Origin of the sequence: Pseudomonas sp. CFII68 (assembly GCF_000416195.1) — a bacterium.
GTDB classification, from domain to species: Bacteria; Pseudomonadota; Gammaproteobacteria; order Pseudomonadales; family Pseudomonadaceae; genus Aquipseudomonas; species Aquipseudomonas kilonensis.
The window spans coordinates 1-16,729 of record NZ_ATLN01000108.1 but is presented as its reverse complement, the minus strand read 5'-3'; the positions used below and the strand labels follow the sequence as shown (position 1 = coordinate 16,729).

Genomic DNA, 16,729 nt, shown 5'->3' with positions numbered 1-16,729 from the left:
CGCGAGCAAGCCCGCTCCCACAGTGGACCGCGTTTCTTCAGAAAGAATGCGGTCCACTGTGGGAGCGGGCTTGCTCGCGAAAGGGGCACCACGGTGTTACGCCAGCCTCAGTAAGACCTGCCAGTATGGTTATTAAGAGAAATAACCTTGGTCTTGCCAATGCGGTGACGGTAGATCTCACGCAGGTACTTGATGGATTTCTTCACGCAGTCGCGGGACAGGCGGATGTCGTTGATCGAGACGAACTTGTCCTTGTCGTTGATCAGCTCGCGATACTTCTTCTCGTACATCGGCTTGATCGCGTACCAGTTGGTGTCGAGGATCTTCGCCGGGTTTTCGAATTCGTTGAGCAGGTCGTCGATGCGTTCTTCGTCGAAGTCTTCATTGATGATGAAGTCCAGGATCGAGTTGTCCAGGGTGTCGTCGAAGCGGTACGGGGTGCGGGCGAAGCAGCGTTTGATGAAGGCCACGATCAGGGTCAGGAAATCATCCGACAGGCACGGGCTCTTGGCGATCAGCGTGGTGAGCGACAGGTTGGCCGACGCGCCGATCACCAACGCGTAGCGCTTGAGGGTGGTGTTGGGGAACAGGCTGTTGAGGTGGGTCTTGAGCCGGTTCAGGTCCATGTAGGACAGCTTGTAGTCCTTGGGCAAGGAAACGATGGACACTACCGACGAGCAATTCTTGAAGAAGTGCAGGTCATGCAGGGCGGCGGCGTCGTAGCCGGAATTCTTGTACTGCTCCAGCGACGCCCGGTAGCGCTTGGATTCGATCGGCAACAGGCTGATGCCTTCGATGGCCTGGGTGACCTTGTTGAAGTGCGGCAGGTCGATGGAGCGGAAGAACAGGTCGTCGATGTTCAGGCGCGGCGGCTCTTTCTCGAACACCTTGAACTTGTCGCCGCTCGGCGCCGGGGTTTCCGGGACGACGGACTCGGCGTAGGCAATTGCCACCGGGCCGGCCAGGCTCATGAACAGGTCGTTGGCGTCCAGGCGAATGGTTTCGCCAATGTCGATGCCGGCACGGCGGAAGTAGTTCTGGTCGTAGTCGGTGGTGACGGCCTGGGCCGTCAGGATGTTGAAGATCTGCTGGGAGATGTACTGGTTGGCGTGCTTCTCCATGGCATTGACATCAATGTTCTGGATGTTGCCGTCATCGCTTTCTTCGGCGTAGCGCATGATGTCGTTGGAGATCAGCATCATCGCGTTCCACGGGCGGATACGGCCCATGACGCTGGCTTCGCTGCTGTCTTCGTTGGCGAAGTTGTACGAGAAATCCCATTCTTCCGACAGGTACTTGCACAGCAGGCGTCCGGCGTTGATGTGCAACGCCTCGGACATTTCACTGCGGTGGTCGGAAATGTTCGGCAGCACACAGATGCCGCTGGTGAAAATCGGTTCGAAGACGAAGGAGTGACCGCTCTTGCTGTCGTGTTCGTCCATCGGCTTGGTGTCGAACGTCTTGTTCATGTACGAGTACTGCTGGGCCAGGCCGAATTCCGAGGCCATGCCCGAACCGGTACCGCCGCCGGCACTGAAGATCGAGAAGTACAGGCGCGACTGGTTGGCCTTGATGCCGCAGCTGTCGATCAGGTACGAGTGGATCATTTTCCAGTCGGGGCTGGAGAACCGCTGGGTGTCCTTGTTCAGGATGATCTTGGCCAGGTACTGGCCCAGGATCGGCGCGTTACCGGCGCCACCGGCATGGACTTCCGACAGGTCCATGATCTTCATTTTGCTGTAGTCGCGCAAAAAGCCGCTCTTCTCGCCCTTGCGCGAGAAGCGGATGCGCCCGGCGATGTCCTTGTCCAGGTCGCCGAGCATCACCAGCGGTTCCACCAGGAACACCGGTTTGCTGGCCTTGCTGTTGCCCAGGCGCAGGTTGTTGCGGATCCACTGCGCGGGGCTGTAGCCCTTGTCGCTGTAGGCCTTGTCTTCGGCGTTGAATTCGTTGAGGTAGAACTTGCGGGCGTTGTACACCAGCTCCGCCACGTCCAGGGCGATGTTGGAGCCGCAGCGACCCAGGCCTATCAGGCACACCGACGGGAACTCCTGCTGGGCACGGTCGCTCTCGTCCTCTACCAGATGGGGCGGGCGCGGGAACACCGCGTCGCGCAGGCCATCGAGGTTGTCGAGGATCCGGTCGGTGTTGGTTTCGGTGAAATACAGATACTGTTGAGTCGACAGGGGACGCGAGCTGCTCGATGGTTTCGAGACTTCAGGGCCGTTGGCGGCCGGGCTCAGGGTCAGATCGGATACCGCAGTGGCTGTTTTTTTGGAAGTCATTGTGCGCCATATGCCTGAACTTGGTTGGCTCGACGAGCGCTGTCATCGAACCATCGCGGATGGGAGCTCGCGTCCTGGATGGCGCGAAGGTCGGCCCGAGCGTCCAGGGCTATAGCCTGGGGGCCGCTCGAGAGATTCTTTCCTGATAGGTTGAATCGGCCACCGGGAGACGATCTTTAATCAAGAATGGGCGAAATGATGGCAATTGTTGCAGGAAATTGACCGTTATCAAGAAACGCGCCGCTCGCCATGGGTGGGTATCAGCCTTGCGAATGATTGGAGACAGCCTGCGCGCCGCTGTCTAGATTGCAGATTCCGCTAATGCTCCATAACAATAAAAGAGACGGACCCATGCAGAACTCGACCCAAGCGGCGAATGCCTGGCGCATTCTGTTCCTGTTGTTCCTGGCCAACCTGTTCAATTTCTTCGACCGCACGATCCCGGCGATCATCATCGAGCCGATTCGCATGGAGTGGAGCCTCAGCGACTTCCAGATCGGCATCATCGGCACCGCTTTCACCCTCGTCTACGCCATTGCCGGGTTGCCATTGGGACGCATGGCCGATACCGGTTCGCGCAGCAAGTTGATGGGCTGGGGCCTGGCGACCTGGAGCGCGCTGACGGCGGTCAACGGCCTGGTGGGCAGTTTCTGGGCGTTCCTCGTGGTGCGTATGGGCGTGGGGATCGGTGAGGCGAGTTATGCGCCAGCGGCCAACTCACTGATCGGCGATCTGTTCCCGGCCCATCGCCGGGCGCGGGCCATGGGCATTTTCATGCTGGGCCTGCCGATTGGCTTGCTGCTGGCGTTCTTCACCATCGGCGCGATGGTCAAGGCCTTCGACAGCTGGCGCGCGCCGTTCTTTATCGCGGCTGTGCCAGGCCTGGTGCTGGCGGTGTTCATGTTCTTCATCAAGGAGCCCAAGCGCGGCGCGGCGGAAACCGTGCAGGTGTCCCAGGAAAAGATCGACCGGCCGATCCGTCGAGTGTTGGCGATCCCCACCTTCCTGTGGCTGGTGTTGGCCGGGCTGTGCTTCAACTTCGCCACCTATGCCTGCAACTCATTCCTGGTGCCGATGCTGCAACGCTATTTCCTGATGCCGTTGCACGAGGCGGCCGTGGCCACCGGGATCATGGTGGGCGTGACCGGGTTGTTCGGCTTGACCCTCGGCGGCTGGATCGCCGACAAGATTCACCAGCGCGTGCCCAGCGGTCGCTTGCTGTTCGCCGCGTTCAGCCTGGTGATCTCGACGCTCACCACGGCCTGGGCATTGCATGCCGGGCGAATTGAAATCGGTGTGTTCGTCGCGGTGTTCAGTGTCGGCTGGTTGTTCGCCTATACCTTTTATACCTGCGTGTACACGGCGATCCAGGACGTGGTCGAGCCGCGCCTGCGGGCCACGGCGATGGCGCTGTTCTTCGCCGGCCTGTACTTGCTCGGGGGCGGCCTGGGGCCGGTGGTGGTGGGCGCTTTGTCCGACTACTTCGCCCGCACGGCCATGGCCGCGGCCGGGGTCGACCAGATGACCGAAGCGTTCAAGGCCATCGGCCTGCATGACGCGATGTACCTGATCCCGGTGGCGCTGTTCCTGACCATGGTGTTCCTGTTCCTGGCGTCACGTTGTTTTGTGCGCGATGCCAAGCGCATGAAGGACGGGATGAGCGCGGTGGTGCTGCCCGAAGGTGTTGTGGCGACGGCTTGACAGCATCTGTGGGAGCAAGGCTTGCCCGCGATGAAGGCGATGAGGTCTTTCGGAAAACCGAGGCGTCTGTTTCGCGAGCAAGCTTTGCTCCCACAAATCCCTCGCCACAGGGGCTTGTGCATTTTGGCTAGCGGACCTTCTCATCCCGCCCACGCAGCAAGCGATTGGGCATCACCAGCGCCGCGGCCAACCCCAGCAGCGACACCGCCGCGCTGATCACCAGCAAATGCCGGAACGTCGCCTGCAATTCCTGGCGCAAGGCGTTCTGCGCCTCGCCTGGGGCGGCGTTCAGGCCGTCCAGCAAGACGTTGCCGGAATGCCCTTCACCGATCAGCGACGAACTGGCGAGCTGGGTGAAGCTTGAATCTTGCAGCAAGGCCAGCAGCAACGCTGATATCAGTGCCACACCCACCGCGCCGCCAAGGGAGCGGAACAGGTTGGTGGTGCTGGTGGCGACGCCGATGTCCTGTTGGTGTACGGCGTTCTGCGCGCCCACCAGCGAAGTGGGAAACTGCATGCCGGAGGCGATGCCGCTGAGCAGCATGAACAGGCTGCTCAGCCAGAGCGCAGCGGGCGGGGTGAAAGCCATGCCGAGGATAGCGAACGGGAAGAGCAGGGCGCCGCTCAGGATCATCGGCTTGTAGCGCCCCGTGACTGAGGTCCGGCGTCCGGCGCAATACGCGCCGATCGGCAGTCCTATCGCCAGCGGCAGCAAGTGCAACGCCGCACTGTCGGCGCCCGCGCCGGTCACGCTCTGGAAGCGCAACGGCACCAGCACCGTCAGGGAAATCGCCTGGAAGCTGGTGAAGAACACCGTGCACCAACACAGCACCGCATCGCGGTTGGCGAACAGGTGCATCGGCAACAACGGCTCCCGCGCCCGGCGCTCGTGCCAGGCGAACACCCCCAGCGCCGCGCCTGCGCAACCCAGCAATCCCAGCACTTCACGGCTGTGCCAGGCATGACCCTGGCCGACCTGGGTAATCCCCAGCAGCAGCGCCGTCAGGCCGATGATCAGCAACACGGTGCCCAGGTAATCGATGATCGGCGTGCGTTGCGGCACCGGCAGCCCGACCAGGCTGCGTCGAGCCACCCACCAGGCCACCAGGCCCAGCGGCAGGTTGATCCAGAACACCCAGCGCCACGACAGGTACTCGGTCATGTAGCCGCCGAGCACCGGCCCGGCCACGCTGGCCACCGCGTACATGCTGCTGAAATAGCCCTGGTAGCGGCCACGTTCGCGGGGCGCGATGATGTCGCCGATGATCGCCTGGCTCACCGAAATCATCCCGCCGGCGCCGATGCCCTGGAAAATCCGCGCCAGCACCAGTTGCTCCATGTTTTGGGCCAGGCCACAGAACAGCGAGGCCAGGGTGAACAGGCCCATGCCGAACAGCATCAGCGGCCGGCGACCGTAGAGGTCACCGAGCTTGCCGTAGATCGGCACCGCCACGGTCATGGCGACCATGTAGCCGGAAATCACCCAGGCCAGCAGGCTGACGTCGGCAAATTGTGCGGAGATGGCCGGCATCGAGACGGCGACGATGGTCTGGTCCAGCGCACCGAGGAAAATCGCCAGCATCAGGGCCACCAGCACGCTGCGGATGGCCGGTTTTGGGGCTTGGAGCGTATTGAACTGAGTCACGGCAGAACCTGCGGGCATCACGCCAGGTAAGGCGAATGGGATGACGCCCGCAGTTTAAGTCGATAGGCGGCTATTCGATAGCCTCGTAAGGAAGCCCGACGTAATTTTCCGCAATGGTTTTCCGGCCGGCCTCGGAGTCGAGGAAATATTCCAGCTCGGCTTCGCTGATGCGCTGGTTGAAGGCATCGTCGTCGAAGCGGTGCAGCATCGAGGTCATCCACCAGGAGAACCGTTCGGCTTTCCAGACGCGCCGCAGGCAGATGGCCGAATACTTCTCCAGCAGATCCACACGGCCGTCGCGATAGACCTTGAGCAGGATGTTGAACAGCGTGCTGACATCGCTGGCCGCCAGGTTCAGCCCCTTGGCGCCGGTGGGCGGGACGATGTGCGCCGCATCGCCCACCAGGAACATCCGCCCATACTTCATCGGCTCGACCACGAAGCTGCGCAGCGGGGCGATGCTTTTCTCGATGGACGGGCCGGTCACCAGGGCTTCGGCCAGGTCGGCGGGCAGGCGGTTTTTCAGTTCATCCCAGAAGCGCTCGTCCGGCCAGTCGGCCACTTGTTCCTCGGCGGGCACTTGCAGGTAATATCGGGTGCGGGTCTTGGAGCGCATGCTGCACAAGGCAAAACCGCGCGCGTGGCGCGCGTAGACCAGTTCTTCGTGGACCGGCGGGGTGTCGGCCAGCACGCCGAGCCAGCCAAACGGGTAGACGCGCTCGAAGACCTTGAGTTTTTCCGCAGGAATGGACTGTCGCGCCACGCCGTGGAAACCGTCGCAACCGGCAATGTAGTCGCAGTCCAGGCGCCAGGTTTCCCCTTCATGCTCGAAGGTCACGAAAGGGTTTTCGGTTTGCATGTCGTGGGGTTGAGCATTGCTGGCCAGGTACAGGGTCCGGGCGCCGGCGGCTTCGCGGGCGGCCATCAAGTCACGGGTCACCTCGGTCTGGCCGTAGACCATGACATTTTTACCACCGGTCAGGCCCTTGAGGTCGATGTGCACCCGCCGATCGTTGAGCACCAGTTCAAAACCGTCATGGGGCAGGCCTTCGGCGTCCATGCGCTGGCCAACGCCGGCCTGGCGCAGCAGTTCGACCATGCCTTGCTCCAGCACACCGGCGCGGATGCGGCTCAGGACGTATTCCGGGGTCTGGCGTTCGAGGATGACAGTGTCGATCCCGGCGTTGTGCAGTAACTGGCCGAGCAGCAAGCCAGAGGGGCCGGCACCGATAATAGCGACTTGGGTCTTGAGGGTTTTCATTGTTCTTATGACTCGCACGAAGCACGCGACCAGGGTCGGTGTTGATTATTAGAAATCGAGTGCCTACATTTTTCGCTTGCGGAGCTGTCAATTGAAGGGGAAAACTGAGCTGATACCTGTTCTTTTCGCCAATTGGTGCGATTATCGCCCGCAACCCCAGGCCCGGATCCACGTTATGAAAAAACCTGACCTGCCTTCGATCCCGGTGTTCAAGCTCTACGGTGAGAGCCAGGAATGGCCGACGCCGGACCTGTTGCACTGCGAGACCATCTCCAAGCGCAGCCGCGAGCATCAATGGGAAATCAAACCCCATCGGCATGCCGATCTGTGCCAGCTGTTGTTTGTCTTCAAGGGCCAGGCGGAACTGGAAATCGAGGGCCGGCGCACGCAACTCACCGAACCGGCCGTGCAGATCCTGCCGCCGCTGTCGGTCCATGGCTTTCGTTTTTCCGAGGATGTGGAAGGTTATGTGGTGACCCTGGCGGCGCCGCTGGTCACGTACCTGCAAGCGCAACTGGGGCATTCGGTCAACGTCCTGGCCCAGGCCGAAAGCTACCCCGCCCTTGAGAATGCCGAGTACCTCAATAGCCTGTTCAGCGCCTTGCAGAATGAGTACGTGGGGCATCAACCGGCGCGGGAAATGCTGATGCACGCGCTGGTCAGCGTGATCATGGTCTGGGTCAGCCGCCAGGTGATGCAGCGCCACACCCAGGCCCAGCGCCCGCAACGGGCCCGGGAATACCTCAACGGGTTCATTCAGTTGGTGGAAGAAACCTATCGCGAGCACGTCAAGGTCGAGGACCTGGCCCATCGCCTGGGCATTTCCGTGTCGCACCTCAACGGCACCTGTCGGGAACTGGCGGGGCAACCGGCGTTGCAGATCATGCATGAGCGCCAGTTGCTGGAAGCCAAGCGCCTGCTGACCTACACCGGCATGACCATCTACGAGATTTCCGAGATGCTCGGGTTTTCCGACCCGACCAACTTCACCCGGCTGTTCCGCCGGCGCGTCGGCATCTCGCCCAAGGCGTTCCGGGACCGGCTCAAGACCGATCAACAGGACGACTGACCACGCCTCAGCGCAGGGCGTTCAGGGTCGCGCTGTGGGGGATGCACCGTTCGAAGTTGCAACTGGCGTATTCACGGGGCAGTTGCCGGGCCTGCTCGACCCGATAGGCCGCAGTGCCATACAGCGCTAGCGTGGCGGCGCAGGTGACAAAAATGGCGAGGCGTCTTCTTGTTTTAATGTTCATGGCGGTGACCTCTGAACGAATACCCGGGGGTACTACTTTCAGAATAGGTCAGCCGTGGCGAGTTGCCAGCCTGGCAGGCTTTGTGTGTAACCCGATATTCAGAACACTGATATTCCCCTGTTGGTGGGAGCAGACCTGTGGGAGCTGATCTGTGGGAGCAAGGCTTGCCCGCGATGGCATCGCCTCGATCCATCAGCTACACCGAGGTGCCTGCATCGCGGGCAAGCCTTGCTCCCACAGGTCTTGCTCCCACAGGGTATAGGGGTGGGCTTTTAACCGGGTTATTCCAGGTGCTCCGGCTTCATCGGATCGCCTGGCTTGACGTCCAGTTGCTTGCGCACGTCTTCGAACATTTCGTCGTAGTACTTGTGCATCGAGCCGATGCTGGCGGTCTTGGGCAAGCCGTATTTCTGGGCGATGCGCGTGGCATGGCGGGCGAAGTCGAAGGCCTGGTCCTTGGCCAGGAAGAACGTCTCGTCCAGGGTCTTGTCCTCGATGGTGCCATGCACCCGGAACGACATGCCCGTGCCCTCCTTGCCGTCCTGATCGACCTTGTAGTCGATGCACAGGTTGTAGCTGAAATCGTCCTTGTTCAGCGCATGGCGCTCCATGTGCAGGTGTCCGGGTTCGAACATGGCCATAAGCAACTCTCCTTAGAAGGCATGGGGAGTAGGGCAGACCCTGGATCTGCCCTGCAAGTTTCCTGTTATCGATAAGTAATGCCGGGTGTCGCCGTGCTGATGCGGGTGCCGGCCTTGCCCTGGACGATCGCGTCGATGTCCGAGAGTGAACCGATCACCGCGACCTTGCCAGTGTTGCGCGCGAATTCGCAGGCCGCCTGGACCTTCGGCCCCATGGAACCGGCGGCGAAGCCGAGCTTTTCCATGTCGTCGGGGTGGGCCTGGGCAATGGCTTTCTGGGTCGGCTTGCCGAAGTCGATGAACGCGGCGTTGACGTCGGTGGCGATCACCAGCAGATCGCTTTCCAGCTGTTCGGCCAGCAGCGCCGAGCACAGGTCCTTGTCGATCACCGCTTCCACGCCTTGCAGCTTGCCGTCGGCGTCGTACATCGTCGGAATGCCCCCGCCGCCGGCGCAAATCACGATGCTGCCCTTTTCCAGCAGCCATTTGATCGGGCGGATTTCAAAGATGCGCTTGGGCCTGGGGCTGGCGACCACGCGACGGAACTTGTCGCCGTCCGGGGCGATGGCCCAGCCTTTTTCGGCGGCCAGTTTCTGCGCCTCTTCCTGGCTGTAGACGGGGCCAATGGGCTTGGTGGGTTTTTGGAAGGCCGGGTCGTTGGCGTCCACTTCAACCTGGGTCAGCAGCGTGGCGAAGGGGACTTCGAAGTCCAGCAGATTGCCCAGTTCCTGTTCGATGATGTAGCCGATCATGCCTTCGGTTTCGGCGCCGAGCACGTCCAGCGGATACGGCGCGACCGAGGTGTAGGCCGCCGCCTGCAACGACAGCAGGCCGACCTGCGGGCCGTTGCCGTGGGCGATCACCAGTTGATTGCCAGGGTGGATTTTCGCGATCTGTTCGGTCGCGGTGCGGATGTTGATGCGTTGATTGTCTGCGGTCATGGGTTCACCCCGACGCAGGAGGGCGTTACCGCCCAGGGCAACGACGATACGCATGGTGCTGTCCTTTCAAAAATGGAACGAACAATGCTGTTCCCTTGTGGAAGCTTGCCTGTGGGAGCAAGACCTGTGAGAGCTGACCTGTGGGAGCTGATCTGTGGGAGCAAGGCTTGCCCGCGATGCAGGCACCTCGGTGTAGCTGATGGATCGAGGCGATGCCATCGCGGGCAAGCCTTGCTCCCACAGGTCAGCTCTCACAGGTCTTGCTCCCACAGTTCTGCTCCGAGGTCCTAGATATCCGCCAACGCCGACACCAGGATCGCCTTGATGGTGTGCATGCGGTTTTCCGCTTGCTCGAAGGCAATGTTGGCCGGCGATTCGAACACTTCTTCGGTCACTTCCACGCCATTGGCCAGGTTCGGATAACGGGCGGCGATGTCCTTGCCGACCTTGGTTTCGCTGTTATGGAACGCCGGCAGGCAGTGCATGAACTTCACCCGCGGGTTGCCCGAGGCTTTCATCATCTGCGCGTTGACCTGGTAGGGCAGCAATTGCTCGATGCGCTCATCCCAGGCTTCCACCGGCTCGCCCATGGACACCCAGATATCGGTGTGGATGAAGTCCACGCCCTTGACGGCTTCCTTCGGGTCTTCGGTGATGGTGAGGCGCGCGCCACTTTCGGCGGCGAAGGCCTGGCATTGGTCGATGAAGTCCTGATGCGGCCACAAGGCTTTCGGCGCGCCGATGCGCACGTCCATGCCCAGTTTGGCGCCGATCATCAACAGCGAATTGCCCATGTTGTAGCGGGCATCACCCAGGTAGGCGTAGCTGATGTCATGCAGCGGCTTGTCGCTGTGTTCGCGCATGGTCAGGGTGTCGGCGATCATTTGGGTGGGGTGGAATTCGGCGGTCAGGCCGTTGAACACCGGCACCCCGGCGAACTTGGCCAGCTCCTCGACGATCTCCTGTTCGAAGCCTCGGTATTCGATGGCGTCGAACATCCGCCCCAGGACCCGGGCGGTGTCTTTCATGCTTTCCTTGTGACCGATCTGCGACGACACCGGGTCGATGTAGGTGACGTGGGCCCCCTGGTCATGGGCCGCAACTTCGAAGGCGCAGCGGGTGCGGGTCGAGGTCTTCTCGAAAATCAGCGCGATGTTCTTGCCCTTGAGGTGCGGCTGTTCGGTGCCGGTGTACTTGGCACGCTTGAGGTCGCGGGACAGGTCCAGCAAAAAGTGCAGCTCGCGGTTGGTGTGGTGCATCAGACTCAGCAGGCTGCGGTTGCGCATGTTGAACGCCATGATGTGGATCTCCTCAGGTGTAGGTTATCCCCGGGGCCGGTCTCTGCCGTGGGATGCAGAGCGGTGCCGGCCCAGGCTCAAAGGTTAGTAATCGATCGGGTCGCGGATGATCGGGCAGGTCATGCAGTGACCACCGCCCCGGCCCCGGCCCAGTTCACTGGCGCTGATGGTGATGACTTCCACACCGGCCTTGCGCAGCAGGGTGTTGGTGTAGGTGTTGCGGTCGTAGCCGATCACCACGCCCGGTTCCACGGCCACCACGTTGTTGCCGTCGTCCCATTGCTCGCGCTCGGCGGCGAAGCTGTTGCCGCCGGTTTCCACCACCCGCAGTGTCGACAGCTTGAGGGCCGCGGCCACGGTGTCGAGGAAGCTGCTGTCCTCGCGGCGAACGTCGATGCCGCCGGGCTTGCTTTCGTCAGGGCGCAGGGAGAAGGCGACGATCTGGCTCACCACTTCCGGGAAAATCGTGACCAGGTCGCGGTCGCAGAAGCTGAACACGGTGTCCAGGTGCATGGCGGCGCGGGATTTCGGCAAGCCGGCGACGATCACCCGCTCCACGGCTTTGTTCTTGAACAGGTTCAGCGCCAGTTGGCCGATGGCCTGGCGGGACGAGCGTTCGCCCATGCCGATCAGCACCACGCCGTTGCCAATGGGCATCACGTCGCCGCCTTCGAGGGTGGCGTTGCCGTGATCCTGGTCCGGGTCGCCGTACCAGATCTGGAAGTCAGCCTGGGTGAACTCGGGGTGGAATTTGTAGATGGCGCTGGCCAGCAGGGTTTCCTGGCGGCGCGCCGGCCAATACATCGGGTTCAGGGTCACGCCGCCGTAGATCCAGCAGGTGGTGTCGCGGGTGAACTGGGTGTTGGGCAGCGGCGGCAGGATGAAACTGGAATGCCCGAGGAAATCGCGGAACATCTGGATGGTCTTGCCACCGAAGCTGTCCGGCAGGTCGTCGGCCGAGACGCCGCCGATCAGGAATTCGGCGATATGGCGCGGCTCCAGGCTGCGCAGCCACGAACCGACTTCATTCACCAGGCCCAGGCCCACCGAGTTGGCGGTGATCTTGCGCTGCAGGATCCAGTCCAGGGCTTCGGGGATGGCGACGATGTCGGTCAGCAGGTTGTGCATTTCCAGCACGTCGATGTCGCGCTCGCGCATCTTGGTGACGAAGTCGAAATGATCGCGCTTGGCCTGGTTGACCCAGATCACATCGTCGAACAGCAGCTCGTCGCAGTTGTTCGGGGTCAGCCGCTGGTGGGCCAGGCCTGGGGAACACACCATGACTTTACGTAATTTACCGGCTTCGGAATGCACGCCGTATTTCACTTTTTCCGTGGTCATTACAAATCCTCCCGTTAGAACAATCAGCCAACTACAAGGTCAGGAAGCCGTCGTAGAGCCCATAGGCCGCCACCAGGGCGCCTGCGACCACTGCGGCGAAAATCAGCTTCTCGACAGAGGTGAAAATCGGTTTGCCCAGCTCGTGCTTGGCCTTGGCGAACAGGATCGCGCCGGGGGCATAGAGCAGGGCGGAGAGCAGCAGGTACTTGATCCCGCCGGCATACAGCAGCCACACCGCATAGATCAGGGCGATGGCGCCGATGGCCAGGTCCTTGCGGCGCTCGGCCGCGAAGCCTTCGTAGGTCTCGCCGCGCACCGCCAGCAACACTGCGTAGGCCGCCGACCACAGGTACGGCACCAGGATCATCGAGGTGGCGAGGTAGATCAGTGACAGGTAAGTGCTGGCCGAAAACAGGGTGATGACCAGAAACACCTGGACCATCGCGTTGGTCAGCCACAGGGCGTTGGCCGGTACGTGGTTGGCGTTCTCCCGGCGCAGGAACTCGGGCATGGTGTGGTCTTTGGCGGCGGCGAACATGATTTCGGCGCACAGCAGCACCCAGGACAGCAGGGCGCCGAGCAGCGAGATGATCAGGCCGACGCTGATCAGCACCGCGCCCCAGTGCCCCACGACATGCTCCAGCACGGCGGCCATGGACGGGTTCTGCAACTTCGCCAGTTCTGGCTGGGTCATGATGCCCAGGGACAGCACGTTCACCAGCACCAGGAACAGCAGCACGGTGATGAAACCGATGACGGTGGCCTTGCCGACGTCGCTGCGTTTCTCGGCGCGGGCGGAAAAAATACTCGCGCCCTCGATGCCGATGAACACCCACACGGTGACCAGCATCATCTTGCGCACCTGGTTCATCACGCTGCCCAGGTCCGGGTTCATCGTGCCCCAGATGTCCCGGGTGAAGATCTCGAGCTTGAAGGCGAACACCGCGATCAACACGAACAGCACCAGCGGCACGACCTTGGCGACGGTGGTCACCAGGTTGATGAACGCGGCTTCCTTGATGCCGCGCAGCACCAGCCAATGCACCGCCCACAACAACACCGAGGCGCCAATCACCGCAGCTACGGTGTTGCCTTCACCAAAAATCGGGAAAAAGTAGCCCAAGGTGCTGAACAACAATACGAAGTAGCCGACGTTGCCCAGCCAGGCGCTGATCCAGTAGCCCCAGGCGGATGAGAAACCCATGTAGTCGCCAAACCCGGCCTTGGCGTAGGCATACACCCCGCCATCCAGATCGGGTTTGCGGTTGGCCAGGGTCTGGAACACAAAGGCCAGGGTCAGCATGCCGACGGCGGTAATCGCCCAGCCGATCAGCACGGCACCGACATCGGCACTGGCCGCCATGTTTTGTGGCAAGGAAAAGATTCCCCCGCCGATCATTGAGCCGACCACCAGTGCAACCAGCGCACCCAATCGAAGTTTTCCGGGGGTATCAGACATTTGCGAGACTCCAGTGCAGGAGAAGAGAGTCAACAGACTAAGTCGATTTGAAAGTTGAATATCTGATCTGGATCAGTGCATGACAACATTCCATTGTTAATGAAGGAGTTAACACCGTCCGTTGGCGTCTTGAAGTTGCTCGAAAGGCCCGCTTCAGGGCCTTTGGCAAAGGGTTTGTGAAGGTTTTCTTGCCGCAGGACTATTCACGCTAGTTGATTTCCGTTGGGTCGCAACTATTTTGTAGGCTGCGTTCGTGACAATAATAATAGGGGAGGCATGGTCTTTTTAATTAGGGCCATTGGAGAATGGCCGAGTCATAAGGCTTTGGACTTTGTATGGGTGACGTTATTCAAAAACGTTATGTCGCTTTATTTACTTAATTTAATAGTGAGCAAAAATGCCGCAGCCGATTGAAAAGTTGCCACTGGGCGCACTGATCGCGCTGGTGGTGGGGTCAATGATCGGTGGCGGGATTTTTTCCCTGCCGCAAAACATGGCGGCTCGGGCCGATGTTGGTGCGGTGCTGATCGGCTGGGCCATCACCGCCGTCGGCATGCTGACCCTGGCCTTCGTGTTCCAGACCCTGGCCAATCGCAAGCCGGAATTGGACTCGGGCGTGTACGCCTATGCCAAGGCCGGGTTTGGTGACTACATGGGTTTCTCGTCTGCCTGGGGCTACTGGATCAGCGCCTGGATGGGCAATGTCGGTTACTTCGTGCTGCTGTTCAGCACCTTGGGCTACTTCTTTCCGGTGTTCGGCCAAGGCAACACGCCGGTGGCCATCGGCTGTGCGTCGTTGTTGCTGTGGGCGGTGCATTTCCTGGTGTTGCGCGGGATCAAGGAGGCGGCGTTCATCAACCTGGTGACCACCGTGGCCAAGGTCGTGCCGCTGTTGATGTTCGTGGTCATGGCCGCCGTGGCCTTCAAGGCCGAGATTTTCACCCGCGATATCTGGGGCGCGATGAGTCCGGACCTGGGCAGTGTGATGGACCAGGTGCGGCACATGATGCTGGTGACGGTGTTCGTGTTCATCGGCATCGAAGGCGCCAGCGTCTATTCAGCACGGGCAGAACGACGTGCGGACGTAGGGCGTGCGACGGTGATCGGCTTTCTCGGGGTATTGGCGCTGCTGGTGCTGGTGAATGTGTTGTCCCTGGGGGTCATGAGCCAGCCGGAACTGGCGCAGTTGCAGAACCCGTCCCTGGCCGGCGTCCTGGAGCACATTGTCGGGCCTTGGGGCGCGTTGCTGATCAGCCTGGGGTTGGCGGTTTCACTGTTGGGAGCCTTGCTGTCCTGGGCGCTGTTGTGCGCTGAAATCCTCTACGCCACCGCCCGGGACAAGACCATGCCGGCGTTCCTGACCAAGGAAAATGCCAACCATGCGCCGGTCAACGCGCTGTGGTTGACCAATGGCATGATCCAACTGTTTTTGCTGATCACTCTGTTTTCCGCAGGCACCTACACCAGCCTGATCTACCTCGCCTCGTCGATGATCCTGGTGCCGTACCTGTGGTCGGCGGCCTATGCGGTGCTGCTTTGCGCCCGGGGGGAAACCTACGAACAGGGCTCGGCCCGGCGGATGAAAGACCTGTGCATCGGTGGCGTCGCGCTGTGCTACGCGGTGTGGCTGCTGTATGCCGGTGGCGTGAAATACCTGCTGTTGTCGGCGCTGTTGTATGCACCCGGGGTGATCCTGTTTGCCCAGGCCAAGCGGGAACAGGGACAGCCCTTGTTCACCCATGTGGAAAAGGGGATTTTTGCTTGCGTGATGTCAGGGGCGGGCGTCGCGGCGTATGGGTTGTACAGTGGGTTTTTGGCGTTGTGAGGCGAAGGTCACCTTTTTTGGGGGAGTTGAAGGGGGTCTGTGGGAGCAAGGCTTGCCCGCGATGCAAACACCTCGGTGTAGCTGATAGACCGAGGCGATGCCATCGCGGGCAAGCCTTGCTCCCACATAAATCCCCTCGCCACAATGAACTGTCGTCGACACACAGGCATGGGCCATCACCACCGTGCCCGATGCGCGCCCAGTTCCGCCGCCGGCAAGCTCCATTGCAGTGGCGTCCCGGTGATTTTCACGGGCACCTGCAGGCGATGGGCCGGTCCCCACGGGGTCTGTTCGACCACCAGGCCCTGATCATCCTCGGCTTCGGCCCGCAATGGGGGCGAGTCCCCAGCGCCACGTTCGATCAACAGCTTCGCCGTGCGTGCCAGTGACATGCGTGCCGAGCCGCCGTGACCGCTTGCCAGGCGTCGGGACAATAGCACCAGGGCGCTGGCCGCCAGCAGATAGCCGGTGCCGTGATCCAGCGCTTGCACCGGCAGCGGTGTCGGCTTGTCGGTGTGTTTCCAGCCCATGCCGGCTTCGGCAATGCCGCTGCTCATCTGCACCAGGCTGTCGAAGCCGCGCCGGTTCTGCCACGGGCCGCTCCAGCCGTAGGCATTGAGGCTGACGTCGATCAGGCCCGGGGCCATCTGCCGACGCAGCTCGGTGCCGTAGCCCAGATGCTCCAGGGCGTCGGCACGGTAGCCGTGCAAGAGGATGTCGGTGTCCTTGAGCAGTGCCTCGAATACCGCGCGATCGTCGGCTCGATGCAAGTCGAGGCGGGCGCAGCGTTTGCCCAGGGTGACTTCTGGCACCACGCCGGGTTCGTTCCAGGTCGGCGGGTCGATGCGCAGCACCTCGGCCCCCAGACCAGCGAGGAAGCGGCTGGCGACGGGGCCGGCCAGCACGCGGGTCAGGTCCAGCACCTTGAGGCCCGCCAGTGGCTGGGTCACGGAGCCGAGCCAGGGTTTGCGCTGCTCTCCAGGCGTTTCACTCAGGTGCACCAGCGGCTCGGCATTGACTGCCAGGCCTTGGGGGTGGGTTTGCCAGGCCTGCCACGAACGCATCTCGGCGGCGCACCC

The 16,729-nt window shown here is 61.6% G+C and carries 13 protein-coding genes; 3 read left to right on the top strand and 10 right to left on the bottom strand.

Annotation, left to right across the window (positions count from 1 at the left end):
- Positions 1-107: 107 nt before the first annotated feature.
- Positions 108-2,285 (bottom strand): hypothetical protein, encoded by a 2,178-nt coding sequence (locus tag CFII68_RS07910; RefSeq protein WP_018610743.1) that lies wholly within the window; start codon positions 2,283-2,285, stop codon positions 108-110.
- Positions 2,286-2,636: 351 nt separating this feature from the next.
- On the opposite strand from CFII68_RS07910, the gene CFII68_RS07915 reads away from it, so the two are divergent.
- The gene (locus CFII68_RS07915) at positions 2,637-3,986 is read left to right on the top strand and encodes an MFS transporter (protein ID WP_018610741.1); all 1,350 of its coding nucleotides are present in this window, start codon (positions 2,637-2,639) and stop codon (positions 3,984-3,986) included.
- Between the two features lie 127 nt (positions 3,987-4,113).
- Here the strand turns inward: CFII68_RS07915 and CFII68_RS07920 are convergent, their stop codons facing one another.
- Together CFII68_RS07920 and pobA are read right to left on the bottom strand one after the other, a co-directional pair.
- Positions 4,114-5,649 carry an MDR family MFS transporter gene (locus CFII68_RS07920; protein ID WP_156886105.1) on the bottom strand — a complete coding sequence of 512 codons (1,536 nt, stop codon included), beginning with the start codon at positions 5,647-5,649 and terminating at the stop codon, positions 4,114-4,116.
- 52 nt (positions 5,650-5,701) lie between these two features.
- Positions 5,702-6,892, bottom strand: a complete 1,191-nt coding sequence (pobA, locus tag CFII68_RS07925; protein WP_018610738.1) for a 4-hydroxybenzoate 3-monooxygenase — start codon at positions 6,890-6,892, stop codon at positions 5,702-5,704.
- A 175-nt stretch (positions 6,893-7,067) separates the two neighbouring features.
- Between pobA and CFII68_RS07930 the strand changes: the two genes are divergently transcribed.
- On the top strand, positions 7,068-7,961 hold the full coding sequence (locus CFII68_RS07930; protein WP_018610736.1) for a helix-turn-helix domain-containing protein: 894 nt from the start codon (positions 7,068-7,070) through the stop codon (positions 7,959-7,961).
- Positions 7,962-7,968: 7 nt separating this feature from the next.
- Here CFII68_RS07930 and CFII68_RS27755 read toward each other — a convergent pair whose 3' ends face one another.
- The 6 genes from CFII68_RS27755 to arcD (CFII68_RS07955) form a co-directional block, all read right to left on the bottom strand.
- On the bottom strand, positions 7,969-8,145 hold the full coding sequence (locus CFII68_RS27755) for a hypothetical protein (protein ID WP_162843733.1): 177 nt from the start codon (positions 8,143-8,145) through the stop codon (positions 7,969-7,971).
- Between the two features lie 281 nt (positions 8,146-8,426).
- Positions 8,427-8,786, bottom strand: coding sequence for a DUF5064 family protein (locus tag CFII68_RS07935; protein ID WP_018610734.1), 360 nt, complete (start codon positions 8,784-8,786; stop codon positions 8,427-8,429).
- A 65-nt stretch (positions 8,787-8,851) separates the two neighbouring features.
- Positions 8,852-9,781 (bottom strand): carbamate kinase, encoded by a 930-nt coding sequence (gene arcC, locus CFII68_RS07940; protein WP_018610732.1) that lies wholly within the window; start codon positions 9,779-9,781, stop codon positions 8,852-8,854.
- A gap of 233 nt (positions 9,782-10,014) precedes the next feature.
- A complete protein-coding gene (locus tag CFII68_RS07945) occupies positions 10,015-11,025 on the bottom strand; it encodes an ornithine carbamoyltransferase (RefSeq protein WP_014336901.1) in 1,011 nt (336 codons plus the stop codon).
- An 84-nt stretch (positions 11,026-11,109) separates the two neighbouring features.
- Positions 11,110-12,366 (bottom strand): arginine deiminase, encoded by a 1,257-nt coding sequence (arcA, locus tag CFII68_RS07950; protein WP_018610729.1) that lies wholly within the window; start codon positions 12,364-12,366, stop codon positions 11,110-11,112.
- Between the two features lie 31 nt (positions 12,367-12,397).
- Positions 12,398-13,825 (bottom strand): arginine-ornithine antiporter, encoded by a 1,428-nt coding sequence (gene arcD, locus CFII68_RS07955; RefSeq protein WP_018610727.1) that lies wholly within the window; start codon positions 13,823-13,825, stop codon positions 12,398-12,400.
- Between the two features lie 397 nt (positions 13,826-14,222).
- Here arcD (CFII68_RS07955) and arcD (CFII68_RS07960) point away from each other — a divergent pair, with 397 nt between their 5' ends.
- On the top strand, positions 14,223-15,650 hold the full coding sequence (gene arcD / locus CFII68_RS07960) for an arginine-ornithine antiporter (protein WP_018610725.1): 1,428 nt from the start codon (positions 14,223-14,225) through the stop codon (positions 15,648-15,650).
- Positions 15,651-15,826: 176 nt separating this feature from the next.
- Here the strand turns inward: arcD (CFII68_RS07960) and CFII68_RS07965 are convergent.
- The coding region (locus tag CFII68_RS07965; protein WP_018610723.1) for a CoA transferase at positions 15,827-16,729 on the bottom strand (903 nt) is incomplete at its 5' end.

Excerpts from the sequence above, each read along its gene's own strand:
- arcC (WP_018610732.1), bottom strand. The coding sequence starts at position 9,781 with ATGCGTATCGTCGTTGCCCTGGGCGGTAACGCCCTCCTGCGTCGGGGT.
- CFII68_RS07930 (WP_018610736.1), top strand. The coding sequence starts at position 7,068 with ATGAAAAAACCTGACCTGCCTTCGATCCCGGTGTTCAAGCTCTACGGT.
- CFII68_RS07945 (WP_014336901.1), bottom strand. The coding sequence starts at position 11,025 with ATGGCGTTCAACATGCGCAACCGCAGCCTGCTGAGTCTGATGCACCAC.
- arcA (WP_018610729.1), bottom strand. The coding sequence starts at position 12,366 with ATGACCACGGAAAAAGTGAAATACGGCGTGCATTCCGAAGCCGGTAAA.
- arcD (WP_018610727.1), bottom strand. The coding sequence starts at position 13,825 with ATGTCTGATACCCCCGGAAAACTTCGATTGGGTGCGCTGGTTGCACTG.
- CFII68_RS07935 (WP_018610734.1), bottom strand. The coding sequence starts at position 8,786 with ATGGCCATGTTCGAACCCGGACACCTGCACATGGAGCGCCATGCGCTG.
- pobA (WP_018610738.1), bottom strand. The coding sequence starts at position 6,892 with ATGAAAACCCTCAAGACCCAAGTCGCTATTATCGGTGCCGGCCCCTCT.
- CFII68_RS07910 (WP_018610743.1), bottom strand. The coding sequence starts at position 2,285 with ATGACTTCCAAAAAAACAGCCACTGCGGTATCCGATCTGACCCTGAGC.
- arcD (WP_018610725.1), top strand. The coding sequence starts at position 14,223 with ATGCCGCAGCCGATTGAAAAGTTGCCACTGGGCGCACTGATCGCGCTG.
- CFII68_RS27755 (WP_162843733.1), bottom strand. The coding sequence starts at position 8,145 with ATGAACATTAAAACAAGAAGACGCCTCGCCATTTTTGTCACCTGCGCC.
- CFII68_RS07920 (WP_156886105.1), bottom strand. The coding sequence starts at position 5,649 with ATGCCCGCAGGTTCTGCCGTGACTCAGTTCAATACGCTCCAAGCCCCA.
- CFII68_RS07915 (WP_018610741.1), top strand. The coding sequence starts at position 2,637 with ATGCAGAACTCGACCCAAGCGGCGAATGCCTGGCGCATTCTGTTCCTG.